The sequence below is a fragment of the Paenibacillus sp. FSL R7-0333 genome (assembly GCF_038000365.1).
GTDB lineage: Bacteria > Bacillota > Bacilli > Paenibacillales > Paenibacillaceae > Paenibacillus_AQ > Paenibacillus_AQ silagei.
Genome location: NZ_JBBOBZ010000001.1, coordinates 3,947,077 through 3,960,920, shown reverse-complemented (window position 1 = coordinate 3,960,920; position 13,844 = coordinate 3,947,077). Strand labels below are relative to the sequence as shown.

The 13,844-nt window shown below is 55.5% G+C and carries 9 protein-coding genes; all 9 read left to right on the top strand.

Annotated elements, in window-relative coordinates:
* Positions 1-83: 83 nt before the first annotated feature.
* Complete coding sequence (locus MKY86_RS16535) at positions 84-728, top strand: hypothetical protein (protein WP_076085215.1); 645 nt, start codon at positions 84-86, stop codon at positions 726-728.
* 228 nt (positions 729-956) lie between these two features.
* A complete protein-coding gene (locus MKY86_RS16530; protein WP_076085218.1) occupies positions 957-1,967 on the top strand; it encodes an ABC transporter substrate-binding protein in 1,011 nt (336 codons plus the stop codon).
* A gap of 14 nt (positions 1,968-1,981) precedes the next feature.
* A complete protein-coding gene (locus MKY86_RS16525) occupies positions 1,982-2,761 on the top strand; it encodes an ABC transporter ATP-binding protein (protein ID WP_076085221.1) in 780 nt (259 codons plus the stop codon).
* On the top strand, positions 2,758-3,594 hold the full coding sequence (locus MKY86_RS16520) for an ABC transporter permease (protein ID WP_340827227.1): 837 nt from the start codon (positions 2,758-2,760) through the stop codon (positions 3,592-3,594). The genes MKY86_RS16525 and MKY86_RS16520 overlap by 4 nt, the downstream gene beginning before the upstream one ends.
* A 95-nt stretch (positions 3,595-3,689) precedes the next feature.
* On the top strand, positions 3,690-4,679 hold the full coding sequence (locus tag MKY86_RS16515; protein ID WP_076085227.1) for an aromatic acid exporter family protein: 990 nt from the start codon (positions 3,690-3,692) through the stop codon (positions 4,677-4,679).
* 136 nt (positions 4,680-4,815) lie between these two features.
* Complete coding sequence (locus MKY86_RS16510; RefSeq protein ID WP_036699042.1) at positions 4,816-5,835, top strand: HD-GYP domain-containing protein; 1,020 nt, start codon at positions 4,816-4,818, stop codon at positions 5,833-5,835.
* A 260-nt stretch (positions 5,836-6,095) separates the two neighbouring features.
* Complete coding sequence (locus MKY86_RS16505; protein ID WP_076085230.1) at positions 6,096-6,653, top strand: outer spore coat protein CotE; 558 nt, start codon at positions 6,096-6,098, stop codon at positions 6,651-6,653.
* Between the two features lie 407 nt (positions 6,654-7,060).
* A complete protein-coding gene (locus MKY86_RS16500) occupies positions 7,061-9,097 on the top strand; it encodes a putative amidoligase domain-containing protein (RefSeq protein ID WP_340827222.1) in 2,037 nt (678 codons plus the stop codon).
* Positions 9,098-10,509: 1,412 nt separating this feature from the next.
* Positions 10,510-13,368, top strand: coding sequence for a DNA mismatch repair protein MutS (gene mutS, locus MKY86_RS16495; RefSeq protein WP_076079361.1), 2,859 nt, complete (start codon positions 10,510-10,512; stop codon positions 13,366-13,368).
* Positions 13,369-13,844: the final 476 nt, after the last annotated feature.

The window sequence follows — 13,844 nt, the reverse complement described above, 5'->3', positions numbered from 1 at the left end:
GTTTTATAGTTTTGCAGTTTTTTTGAAAGCCACTCATTTACAGTTATACTTACATGTATGCCTAAAAGGAAGGGATAAAGAATGTGAATAAACAAGATTTTATCTGTCTGGCACAGTATTTGTTCCCGGGTGAGACCCGGCGTAGAGTGGTGGCAGAGCTCCTGCACACAGCCTCCGGCTCCAAGCGGATATGCAGAATGAAATTCAATGAGCGTGAATATGCACAGGATGTATGCCTGCAAGTACATAAGGATAAGATCCTCCTGACAGGGTTAACGGAAGAAGATGATTTCGCCTACGAGCTGAAGGAGCCGGCAGAGATGAAGCGTGCCTGCTATTACCTGTTCAATTGCTTCGAGCGTGCGCAGCCCCGGAACCCGTCCGCTCCTGCGGTATTCCTGTCCAGACGGAGTTATGAGGAGATTCATGAGAAGGCCGGAACATGGACGTTGTGTGTGCTGGCGGCTTCACTGGAAGCGGAGACAGGTGATCCTGACAGCTCTGCTGAATTGGCTAAAGTGCTTAAGAACCGGACAGCGTCCGGTGAACTGCGGTTATGTGCGAGGAATGGGGAAGGCTGGACCCTGCAGCAGATTTCTTACATTGAAGCTTCTTCGGGCGGATGGCTTCTGCGCAGCAGCAGTGAGCAGGAAGACGGTTATATCATTGCGTTCCCGCTGACCCGGGCGGAGCTGTGTCATGCTTTTGGGGAATGGCTGCTCTATTAAGATTGTTCTTGCAAAATAACCCCGGCGGAAGCACCGCCCCATTCTGACGAGTCCGGCTCGCTGGTCCGGTACAGCGTGAATACGGCGCTGCGATCATTCATAGAGCGGGCGTGGTTGACGAACCGATTATAATGTAAGCGCTTCATATATTGCGCTTTAACCTTTCCATAGACTCCCGCATATGCATAGAGCAAGGGCGAAAGACCCGGGAGGAAAGGAGTGGAGAGGATGAAAGGGTTCAAAAGACTGTCATTGCCGTTCTTGTTGATGCTTGTGCTTGGCTCTGTTCTTGCAGGCTGCGGCAGTAAATCCGCTAATGTCAAGGTGAAGATCGGCGAAGTTACCCGTTCCGTGTTCTATGCGCCTGAATATGTGGCCTTATCGCAGGGCTTTTTCAAGGATGAAGGGCTGGATGTGGAGCTGCAGACGATACCTGGCGGAGATAAAACCATGACGGCCCTGCTCTCAGGGGCAATCGATGTGGCGCTGGTCGGTTCGGAGACCTCCATTTACGTGTACCAGCAGGGGGCGGATGATCCTGTAATTAATTTTGCGCAGCTTACGCAGCGGGATGGAACCTTCTTATTCGCGCGTACACCGGACAGCCATTTTACATGGGACAAAGTGAAGGGCTCGACCTTCCTGGGGCAACGGCAAGGGGGCATGCCGCAGATGGCGGGCGCATTCACGCTGCGCAGCAAGGGGATTGATGCGGGGAAGGATCTGACGCTGATCCAGAACATTGATTTTGCCAATATTGCCGGTGCATTTGCTTCCGGGACCGGGGATTATGTGCAGCTGTTCGAGCCTCAGGCATCGATCTTCGAGAGTGAAGGCCGGGGCCAGGTGGTCGCTTCCTTCGGGGTTGAGAGCGGTTATCTGCCGTATACGGTATTCATGTCCAAGCAGAGCTACATGACTAAGAATCAGGACACGGTGCAGAAATTCACCAATGCGGTCCAGCGTGCCCAGTTATGGGTGAAGGCTCATAGTCCTGAGGAGATTGCTGACGCGGTAATGCCGTATTTTGAAAAGATTGACCGGAGCATTGTGGTCTCTGCCATCAGCCGTTATAAGGAACAGGATACCTATGCGGTGAATCCGGTAATTGATGACAAGGAATGGAATAATCTGCTGGATGTCATTGACCATGCCGGTGAGCTGAAGGAACGGATTCCAGCCGCTAAGATTGTTAATAACAGCTTTGCAGAGCAGGCAGAGAGCACCATTAAGGAGTGAGGAGGCCGACCACTATGCTTCCAGTAGTCGAGTTGAAGGAAGTCACGCACGCCTATCTGGGAGACCGCGAGGCTTCGCTTGCTATAGAGGATCTGAATCTCAGCGTCGGCCAAGGCGAGTTCGTCAGCCTGGTCGGACCGAGCGGCTGCGGCAAAACGACGATTCTGTCGATCATCGCCGGGCTGCTGCAGCCTTCACGAGGTGAGGTGCTGCTCAGCGGACGTAAGGCCGCAGGACCTTCGCCGGAGGTCGGCTATATGCTCCAGCAGGACTATCTCTTCCCCTGGAGGACGATTGAGGATAACGCGCTGCTCGGGCTGGAGCTGACCGGAAGGCTCACCGGAAGCTCGCGTGCCAAATCGCTGCAGCTGCTGGCCGATATGGGGCTGGAGGGCAAGGAGCAGGCTTATCCGGCACAGCTCTCGGGAGGGATGCGCCAGCGTGTCGCTCTGGTGCGGACACTGGCTACCGACCCCGGCCTGCTGCTACTCGATGAGCCATTCTCGGCGCTGGACTACCAGATTAAGCTGCAGCTGGAGGATCTGGTCTCGGAGACGCTGATGCGCCGGGGAACCACGGCGATTCTGGTTACGCATGACCTGTCTGAAGCCATTGCGGTCAGCAGCCGGGTCATTCTGCTCCAGCCGAATCCGGGCAGAATCCGCAGGATTTTTGAGATTCCGGAAGCGATTCGCAGAACACCGCCGCTGTATGCGCGGGACCTGCCGGGCTTCGCCGGGCTTTTTCACGAGGTATGGAAGGAAATGGAGCTGGCAGGGAGGGAAGAAATGTGAATATAGAAGCGCAGCCCCGTGAGACGGCTTCCCGTGCGCAGTGGCTCGAACAGAAGCATGCGGATTACAGGAAGAAGAAGCTGCGCCGCAAAAGTCAGGTGCTGATGGTCCGGAGCAGTCTCCTGCTGGTGTTCTTCGTGCTCTGGGAAGCCGGGGCCAGAATGGGCTGGATCGATGAGCTGCTGTTCAGTTATCCGACGAAGGTCTTCGGGCAGATCTGGGAGGACATGGTCAGCGGCAGTCTGTGGCCGCATCTGGGAATGACCGTAGGCGAGACCGCGGTGGGCTTTATTCTGGGGACCTTAATCGGGACGCTGCTGGCGGTCGTCATCTGGTGGTCACCTTTTCTGTCCGCTGTCCTGGACCCTTATATGGTCGTATTCAACAGTATGCCGAAGGTAGCGTTGGGGCCGATTTTCATTGTAATGTTCGGGGCAGGCTTCACCGCCATTGTCATTACCACCTTATCCATTACCGTGATTATCACGACTCTGGTAGTGTACAACAGCTTTTGCAGCGTAGACCCGAATCTGGTCAAGGTGGTCCGCTCCTTCGGTGCCTCCAAAAGCCAGGAGTTCTGCAAAGTCATTCTCCCGGCGTCGTTCCCGGCGGTGGTCTCCACCCTCAAGGTGAACGTCGGCATGTCCTGGGTCGGCGTTATTGTCGGTGAATTTCTGGTTGCGAAATCAGGGCTGGGGTATCTGATCATCTACGGCTTTCAGGTGTTCAACTTCACCCTGGTCATGTCGAGTCTGCTCATTATTGCGGCTGTGGCTACGGCCATGTACCAGCTGGTGGTGTATGTGGAGAAGCTGCTGCTGTCGAGGCGGTAAGAATCATGTCATATTGTGTCTCTTGGCAAAATCTTGTACCATGACTATATCTTTATTTGAATGATGAAGCTTAACGGTGTAGGAGAGATATTCACATGGGATTTCGTATTATTAAAACGGCGGCTGCAACTCTGCTGTCTATTCTGCTGGCAGCCGCCGCTGGTATCCCTAATGCGCAAAGCGCGGGACTGCTGGCCATTCTCGGGGTGGAAACGACCCGTAAAAGGAGTCTACGCACGATTTCGGCGCGCTTCTTCGCCTCATTGGTGGGACTCTTTTTGGGCTGTATTCTATTCTTCGCCCTGGGCTTTCATTATTGGGTACTCGGACTGTATGTATTGTTCGGCTTCCCGCTGATTGTCAAAGCCGGCTTCAAGGAAGGGATCGTCACCAGCTCGGTAATTGTGTTCCGCGTATTTGGACAAGCTGATATCACGGTTCATATCCTGCTGCAGCAGGTGGAGCTGCTGATTATCGGCCTTGGCTCGGCCGGTCTTGTGAACTTCATCTATATGCCGGAGACCGGCGGGATGATTGCGGGCATCCGCAAGGAGGTGGACGGCTATTTCTCGGTGATCTTCCGGCAGATGGCCAGAACGCTCCGTGATCCCGGTTATATCTGGGACGGGCAAGAGCTGATCGGGGCTGGTGAGACTGTACAGAAGGGGCTGATGGCAGCATCCAGGGAAATGGAGAATCATGTGATCCACCCGGATGAGGCCTGGAACGTGTACTTCTATATGCGCAAGGAGCAGCTGGAGTCCATCCAGAATATGATGCAGCTGCTCTCGCAGGTATACCGCCAGCTGCCGCATGGGGATATGGTGGCAGAGCTGTTTGACCAGCTTAGCGGCGATGTGCTGGCTGAGGAATATACCGGCCGCACCGAACGGCTGCTGGAGGAGCTGCAGCAGGAGTTCCAGGAGATGGAGCTCCCGGATTCGCGAGAGGAATTCGAGATCCGCTCCGCGATTCTGCAATTATGTCGCGAGCTTGCGCTGTATCTTAAGATAGCCAAGCGCTATAAGAGCCCGGTGGAGCTGCGTCCGGCCAAGGACAAGCAACCTGCGAAAGGCAAAGCATAAGCGAATCCATGTAATTTAGGTGTCAGGTATTCACATTCCGGTGTAAAATAACGATAAGAAACATAAGCACCCAAAGTGAGCTTGTCTCTTAAGTGATGTCCAAAACCCAAGAATCTTGGTCTGGCAGGTGAGGAATATGAATAACAGCAATGATCAATATATCGGCAAACAGCTGGTAGCGAACCTTTTTAATCATAGCGGTGTATTTGTCTTGCCGGCATTGACCCTGCTCACCGGAGAGCATATCCGCCTGATCACACAGCACAAAATCGTTCTGGAGCCGCAGGATGTGGTCCAGGTCGACAGCGCTGCATTCTATCAGCTGGCTGTGGATGACTGTACGGCGGCGATGGAGAGTATTTTTGAGCAGCTGCGTTATACGAAGACGAAGCGTCTGCCGATGATTGAGCTCAGGAATGAAGTGATCCCGTTCATCCAGCAGGTGAGCGAGAAGAATGATTTCTTCGGAATATTGTCTGCGCTGCAGACTAAGGATGACTATACATACAGGCATAATGTGGCGGTGGGCATCATCTCTACGCTGCTCGGCAAATGGCTGAAGCTGAAGCCGGACGAGCTGAGCATGCTGACGATTGCTGCGACGCTTCATGATATCGGCAAAATTATGATTCCGGCCGAGATCCTTACTAAGCCGGGTCCGCTGAGTGAGGATGAATATGCCCTGATGAAAAAGCACACCACCTATGGCTATGAGATGATTCGCGATACGGTGGGCACCAATCATATGCAGGCGCTTGTGGCGCTGCAGCATCACGAACGGATGGACGGCAGCGGCTACCCCTTCGGCGTGCTTGGCCACCGGATTACGGATTTCAGCAAGATCGTGGCGGTGGCGGATATTTTCCACGCGATGACTTCAGATCGGTTCTATCGAACAGCCGCGCCGCTGTATGAGGTGCTTAAGCAGATGGACGAGAACGTCTACGGCAAGCTGGACCCGTATATCTGCAGTGTGTTCATTAATAAGCTGATGCAGTCGATGATCGGCAATGAGGTGCTCCTGACGGACGGGCAGATCGGTAAAATCATTATGATTCTGGCCCATGACCCGCTGCGTCCGCTGGTGAACATCGGTGAGGACTTCATCGATCTCAGCCGCCACCGGCAGCTTGGCATCGTACGTGTACTTTCCTAGCAGGGGGCCTCTGCTCTTCCCGGCTTAAGATGTTGGCACAACAAAAAGTAGCGGTTTTCCCGGTTTGGGGGAGCCGCTACTTTTGTTTTTTTTCAGGTCAGGAGACTCATAATGGACTAAATCCGGCAATAAAATGAAGCAAAGGGCTTCAGTTACGGCATCTGAGGGCTTACCCAAATTTATTTCTACTCTAACAATCAACAAATGCCCAGAACGTGCATACACTTGATAGTGAATGATTGTATGGAGGAGGTTCAAAGATGTCATTAAGCCATAAACGTCAAACAAGGGAGATCATTACGAAGGCAATTTGCGGCAAAGGTCGTAAGTTCTCTACAGCAACCCATACCGTGACTCCGCCACATCATCCGACTAGTATTCTGGGGGCTTGGATCATTAACCACCAGTACGAAGCGGTTGCCGCCGGGAACGGAATCGAAGTAATCGGTACCTATGATGTGAACATCTGGTATTCGTACGACAAAAACAAGCAGACCGAGGTTGCCAAGGAAACGGTCTCCTATGTGGAGCTTATTCCATTGTCGTACCTCGACCCGAGACACCGTGCTTCCACGGCACAGGTCTCTGCGGAGGCAACGCAGGAACCCAATTGTGTGGAAGCCGGGGTATCGCCGGGCGGAGGCAGTGTGACACTCCGGGTGGAACGCGAGTTCGATGCGGAACTGGTGGCTGAGACCAAGCTCCGCGTGTTTGTCAGTGATCAGAGTGACGATCTGGAAGACAAGGATTATGATTTTGAAGGCGAGAACTATGATTACGATGATATGGACCCTGACGCTCTGGATGATGAGCTCTAGGAAGGAATGCGCCGCTGCCTGAAGTACTGTGTGGGTTATGATCCATTATATGATGAGAGGGCAGCGGCGTAGAGGGCGAATGCCCTCTTTTTTTTAAAATATAATTTTTTTTTGAATGGTAAGGATGTAGGCTTCATGCTGTTGAGTATCCTTCAAGGCGAAATGAAGCGGAGGGGGATGCTGGAGCTGGAGAAGCGTCATTCATCAGGAATATTAAACAGGGCAGCGTTCGAATGTTCAAGTGTAGTGCGACAGGGTCTTTGTAAGGATGATTGTGTTATTCCATTTGATAATTTGGGGGTCAGGCTTCCTCAGCGGCTTATCGCTCAAAGGGTATTGTCCGGTAACCGGATGGTGCGCGAGGGGATACGGCCCTGAGGAATTTCGTATGGGCGGAGGCATTAGACATGAATGAAGGGTTGAACGTATTCCGGCAGCTGGCGCCGGAGCAGATCGAACGCAGGCTCCGGCGCTGCGGGATTGAGGCCGACTCCATTTCTATAGGCAGAGGGTCGCGGCGACAAGATACAAGAGACACCCAAAACCACTCGGATGGACAAGACCCCGCAAGCTACAGACAGCATTACCGCGTGCTTATTTTCAATCTGGCCGTGCTGGACTGCCAGCCGCTTGGAGCGGGGGCGGCTATGGGCGGGGGGCTTGGGGCTGGATGGTTGGGTGGGGGTGGGAGTGGCAGGGGAAGAGTTGGAGAGCAAGGGGAGAATGGGAGTGGTGGAGTAGGAGCTGGAGGGCAAGGCGGGAATGGGAGTGGTGGGGTAGGAGTTGGAGGGCAAGAGGAGTATGGGAATGGTGGGGGAGGGGCTGGGGGACAGGGTGAGTATGGGAGTGGTGGAGTAGGAGCTGGGATGCAGGGTGATTATGGGAGTGGTGGAGCAGGAGCTGGAATGCAGGGTGATTATGGGAGTGGTGGAGTAGGAGCTGGGGGTCAGGGTGATTATGGGAGTGGTGGAGCAGGAGCTGGGGGGCAGGGTGAATATGGGAGTGGTGGTGGAAGAGTTGGAAGGCAGGGTGAGTATGGGAGTGGTGGAGTAGGAGCTGGGGGGCAGGGTGAGTATGGGAGTGGTGGAGTAGGAGCTGGGGGGCAGGGTGAATATGGGAGTGGTGGAGTAGGAGCTGGGGGGCAGGGTGAATATGGGAGTGGTGGTGGAAGAGTTGGAAGGCAGGGTGAGTATGGGAGTGGTGGAGTAGGAGCTGGGGGGCAGGGTGAGTATGGGAGTGGTGGAGTAGGAGCTAGAGGGCAGGGTGAGTGTGGGAGTGGTAGAGTAGGAGCTGGAGGGCAGGGTGAGTATGGGAGTGGTGGAGTAGGAGCTGGGGGGCAGGGTGAGTATGGGAGTGGAGGGGGAGAGTTTGGCAGTTTAGGTGGAGGGAGAAGTGAGTTGAGGGGGTCTGTGGGGGTTCTGCGGACCACTGCGGTACGGGCGCTGTATAGCCTGGGACTGGATAGCGGCGAGGTGGAGCTGCGGGCCATGGGCGGGCGGCGGTATATGGTGACAGGCATCACTCCGGTGCTGCCTGATCCCGCAGGAGCGCTGCCTGAGCCGTACCGGTCAGCATCCGCAGCGCTTGCGCGGATGCTTGACAGTGAGCAGCCGGGCCGGCCGGGGCTGCTCATGGGCATGGACCCGGAGTTCCTGCTGCTCCGGGAATCCTCGGGCCGCGTCGTGCCGGCGTCGCGGTACCTGCCCATGGACGGCGTCGCGGGCTGCGACGCCGGACCCCCGGGAACGCGCGGCGTGTTCCCGGTGGCGGAGCTGCGCCCCGCGCCGCGCGGGGAACCGCGCGCGCTGCTGGCGCAGCTGATGTCCGCCGCACGCGAGGCGGACCGGCTCATTGCCGACCGCTCGCTCTGCTGGCGGGCGGGAGGTATGCCGCTGCGGGGCTGGGCCCTCGGCGGCCACCTGCACTTCAGCGGCGTCACGCTGTGTGCGCCGCTCCTGCGCGCGCTAGATAACTATCTGGCGCTGCCCTTGTTCCTGCTGGAGGACATCCGGGCTGCGGCCCGGCGTCCCCGCTATGGCGTGCTCGGCGATTTCCGCCCTCAGCCGCATGGCGGCTTCGAGTACCGGACCCTGCCGAGCTTCCTGGTCTCCCCGGTCATCGCCAAAGGCGCGGTCTGTCTGGCTCACCTGATCGTGAGCCATTATGAAGACCTGCCGCTGCGCCCACTCGACCGGGAAGACCTGCATGCCGCCTTCTACAGCGGCGGCAAATCTCCTCTGCGCACAGCCTGGCCTCCCCTGGAGGCGCAGCTGCGCGCACTGGGCGGCTACGCAGCCGCCGCCCGGTGGATTGATCCGCTGCTGCGCGCCATAGCGGAGCAGCAGAGCTGGGATGAGTCGCGGGATATCCGCGGCTCCTGGGTACGGAGCGCCCCGCCGGACTCCGGGGCGCTACCTTCCGGGCGGGCGGATGCATATCAATAGAGCCCGCCGCCCGTCAAGTCCCGATAGCCGCCAGTTACAGCTTTTCTGCACCGCTAGGTGTGGGAAGCTGTAGCTATGGCGGCTATATTTTTAAACAAACAATCGTACTCAAGTACTTCAATTACTCTGGCTTACTCTCCATTATCTAAGTTACTCAACCAATCCTCACTTCAAACGTGCGCCCATTCATGAAGTTTCGTTCGAAGTGAACATTCAGCCATAGGTGTATTCTGTACAACTAAACGCACTCCAAAAGAAGCTTTTTCTCTTCTAAGTGTAGTCTGTACAACTAAATTTGCCCGAATGGCGTGAACCCGAGTACAGATGGATTTTTAAATGTACAAACTACAACTAAACGGAGCATTGGTGGAATATCGGACGATTTAGTTGTATGAATTACAATTAAGCTTAACGCCCAATACAACTTACTATTCTAATCCCGCTATCGCAACTATATGGGTCTGTTGAAGTAATTAACGAAGTGATTAACAAAGCTGATTATCTGAGTGATTGTATTTACTACAGCAGAATCGCCGTTTGCCAGCACTGAGATCCATTCTGATGTAGTTCGTACATTAGATTTGTGGGATTTGGTCCGAAAACTCTCCTTTTAAGGATTTCTAATGTACGAAGTGCAATAGATCCTATTTTTCAGACAATTACAGGGCCATCTAATGCACAAACTACAATAGAATAAAAAACCTGCCAGGAACTCTCATCACCATACCTGACTATGCTTGCCTGAGCCTCCGTCACCATATTTCGCACTCACACAAGCATCCGCATTTGCCACTCCGCACTCGCACTCGCGTATACGCATCTGGACCAAGTATTTTCACCTGTATTCCCACCACATATAGCCCGCACTCTGACCAAACATTCTCAGCCGCTCTTACTGCTCACCCACATCCCATACTGATTTTATTGACCAACATTCTTCCACATACACATTACACTCGAATCCCCCCAAGTTACTCACGCTCCCCACATCCTTGCCCCGCCCCGTACTCCGCCTCACTCAGCCCCTAACACTCGAATCCCCCCAAGTTACTTACGCTCCCCACATCCTTGCCCCGCCCCGCATTCCGCCTCACTCAGCCCCTAACACTCGAATCCCCCCAAGTTACTTACGCTCTCCACATCCTCGCCCGCCCCAGCATCCCGTCTCACCCCGCCCTTTACACCCGCCCCAACATCCCCACATTCCTCCCACCCCAGACCCATACATCTCCCACACGCACACTTGACACTCCTCCTCACAAACCCCTAATCCCCAAGCGCCAGCCCACCCGAAATCCCCCTGAATACCCCCACCAACTTTTAGGAACCTTTGCGGGCGTGCCGGGGGTAACCCGGGGAGCGGAGTTTCTGCTATAATAGAGAACAGTATGAAGTAGGTATGGAGGTAGACGATGGCAAACTATACGCCGATGATTCAGCAGTATCTCAAAGTCAAGGAAGGGGCGAAAGACGCTTTCCTTTTCTTTCGTCTGGGCGATTTCTATGAAATGTTCTTCGAGGATGCCCTCTTGGCATCCAAAGAGCTTGAGATTACATTAACAGGCCGCGACGGCGGAGTGGGTGAGAAGATTCCAATGTGCGGAGTGCCGTATCATGCCGCCGAGGGGTACATACAGCGACTGATCGAGAAGGGCTACAAGGTGGCGATCTGCGAGCAGCTGGATGATCCTGCGGTGACTAAAGGGATGGTCCGCCGTGATATCGTCCGGGTCGTAACACCGGGTACGGTAATGGACGGTAAGATTATTTCGGACAAAAGCAACAACTACCTCGTCTGCGTAACAGAGGAAGACGGGATGATGGCGCTGGCCGCCTGCGATTTGACGACAGGTGAGCTGTATGTCACATCGGTTCTCTCAAGCACCGAGTGGCTGCGCGATGAGATTGGCATCTACGAGCCTGCGGAGATTATCGGGGATTCAGCCCTGCTGGAGGAGCTGCGCAGTGAAGCTTCCCTGCTGGCCAAGCCTGTGGTCTATACGCCGTGGGACAAGCAGGAGGAGGCGCTGGCCCGCCGTCAGTTCGGCGAAGCGGCCTGGGTCCGGCTGGAGAAGGAGCGCGGCCGTGCCCTGGCGCTGCTGATCTCCTATTTCAGCGAGACCCAGCGCCGTTCACTGGGACAGCTTACCCAGATTTCGCCTTACGAGCCGGGGAATTATATGATTCTCGATCCGTTCACCCGGCGGAATCTGGAGCTGACCGAGACCGTGAGGGAACGCTCCAAAAAAGGCTCTCTGCTCTGGCTCCTGGACCGAACCGAGACCTCGATGGGCGGCCGCCTGCTGCGCCGCCGGATCGATAAGCCGCTCTTGCAGCGCGCGCCGATTGAGCGCCGTCTGGAAGCCGTCGATTATCTGTATAACCAGTTCATCGTCCGCGAGGATCTGCGCGGGGCGCTGAAGGAGATCTACGATCTGGAGCGGCTGGTCGGGCGGATTGCCTTCGGCAGCGCGAACGGGCGCGATATGAACGCACTGAGGCTGTCCCTGGCTCAGATTCCTGCGCTGAAGGAGATGTGCCTGACCTCTGGCTCGTCCACCTTAAGGGAGATCGGTGCTTCCATGGATGAATGCGCGGAGCTCCGTGAGGATATCGAGCGGGCGATTGTGGAGGATGCACCGGTGTCCGTGCGAGACGGCGGAATCATCCGCGCGGGCTACCATGAGCGGCTGGACGAGCTGCGGGAAGCCAGCAGCAGCGGCAAGCGCTGGATTGCCGAGCTTGAAGCGAAGGAACGCCAGGTGACCGGGATCAAATCCCTCAAGATCGGCTACAACAAAGTCTTCGGCTATTATATAGAAATCACCCGCTCCAATCTGTCCGCGCTGCCGGAAGGCCGCTATGAGCGCAAGCAGACACTGGCTAATGCCGAGCGGTATGTCACCCCGGAGCTGAAGGAGAAGGAAGCGCTGATCCTGGAGGCCCAGGATAAGATGACAGATCTGGAATACAGTCTGTTCACCGAGTTGCGCGAGCGGATCAGCAGCCAAGTTCCGCGCCTGCAGGCGCTGGCCGAGAAGGTGGCAGAGATTGATGTGTATCAGTGCCTCGCAGCCGTCAGCGCGGAACACCGGTTCGTGAAGCCCAAGCTGTCCGACAGCTATGATCTGCGGGTTGAAGGCGGACGCCATCCGGTTGTGGAGGCGGTGCTGAAGGATTCGGCATTCATTGCGAACGGGAGCACGCTAAGCAAGGACGAGGGCAATATCTTGCTGATTACAGGACCGAACATGGCCGGCAAAAGCACGTATATGCGCCAGGTGGCGCTCATCTGCATCATGGCCCAGATCGGCTGCTTCGTGCCTGCAGCCAGCGCCGAGGTGGCGCTGATCGACCGCATATTCACGCGGATCGGTGCAGCGGATGACCTGATCGGCGGCCAGAGCACGTTCATGGTCGAGATGGCCGACATTCAGGTCATGACCGAGAAAGCCACCGCCCGCAGCCTGATCATCATCGATGAGCTGGGCCGGGGGACCTCGACCAGTGAGGGGATGGCGATTGCCCAGGCGGTGATCGAATATGTGCATGATACCATTGCCTGCAAGGCACTGGTCTCCACACATTTCCATGAGCTGGCCCATCTGGAGCAGAGCCTTAGCGGTCTGCGGAATTATTCGATGGCGGTCCAGGAGAGCGGCGACAAGGTGAACTTCCTCCGCAAGCTTGTGCCGGGAGCTGCGGACAGCAGCTACGGGATCTATTGTGCAAGGCTGGCTGGATTGCCAGAAGGAATTATTGACCGGGCCTACGGGCTGCTCCAGAGCATTGAACAGGCTTCTCCGCCGGGCGCCGCAGCGCTGAATTACGGTACGGGTTACAGTAACCGGAGCGGGGGCGGAACGGTTATACAGGAGCATCAGGCTACCGCTGCGCAGACGCCGGATGCCGGACAAGGAGCTGCCTCAGGCAGCCACTCCTATTCGGCTGAACGCACCGCGCAAGCTCCAGTACATCCGGACCCGTATTCCGAAGCAGCAGCTTCTATGGCTGCCGGACAGCGGGAGGCTGCCGTATCCCTTGCTTCTCCTGTAGAGGAAGAGGACAATGAAGTGGTACAGTTGTCTATCTTTGGCGAGGAAGAGCCGCGCAAGAACCGCAAGGGCGGAGCCGTGGCACCTGCCGTCAAAGACAATCCGCTGCTCAAAGAGCTAATCACCGCCGTGCAAGGCGCGGATCTGATGAACATGACGCCGCTGCAGGCGATGGGCCTGCTGAATGAGCTGAAGCTTAAGGCAAGGGAGCTGTAGTTCAGCGGAACTGCTGCCGTTGAAGGTGTGCTTAAAACCGAATACGATTGGCTGTTACAGCGGAATAAGTAGCAAATATATGTGAAAAACAGCATACATTGTGCTCGCAAGCAGGCACACAGCCCGAATATATGTGAAAAACAACATACATTGTGCTCGCAAGCAGGCACACGGCCTGAATGTATGTGAAAAACAGCATACATTGTGCTCGCAAGTAGACACACGGCCCGAATATATGTGAAAAACAGCATACATGGTGCTCGCAAGCAGGCACACGGCCCGAATATATGTGAAAAACAGCATACATGGTGCTCGCAAGCAGGCACACGGCCTGAATGTATGTGAAAAACAGCATACATGGTGCTCGCGCGAAGGTAATCTTATTCATCCGTTAGAATGATTATCTCTCTGATACGGTACGTCCTTTAAAAGGACCGCAAAGGACAGCAAAGGACGGCAATTCCGTTTCTACTTGT

Coding starts and splice junctions, on each gene's coding strand:
- MKY86_RS16525 (WP_076085221.1), top strand. CDS start 1,982: ATGCTTCCAGTAGTCGAGTTGAAGGAAGTCACGCACGCCTATCTGGGA.
- MKY86_RS16510 (WP_036699042.1), top strand. CDS start 4,816: ATGAATAACAGCAATGATCAATATATCGGCAAACAGCTGGTAGCGAAC.
- MKY86_RS16505 (WP_076085230.1), top strand. CDS start 6,096: ATGTCATTAAGCCATAAACGTCAAACAAGGGAGATCATTACGAAGGCA.
- mutS (WP_076079361.1), top strand. CDS start 10,510: ATGGCAAACTATACGCCGATGATTCAGCAGTATCTCAAAGTCAAGGAA.
- MKY86_RS16500 (WP_340827222.1), top strand. CDS start 7,061: ATGAATGAAGGGTTGAACGTATTCCGGCAGCTGGCGCCGGAGCAGATC.
- MKY86_RS16515 (WP_076085227.1), top strand. CDS start 3,690: ATGGGATTTCGTATTATTAAAACGGCGGCTGCAACTCTGCTGTCTATT.
- MKY86_RS16530 (WP_076085218.1), top strand. CDS start 957: ATGAAAGGGTTCAAAAGACTGTCATTGCCGTTCTTGTTGATGCTTGTG.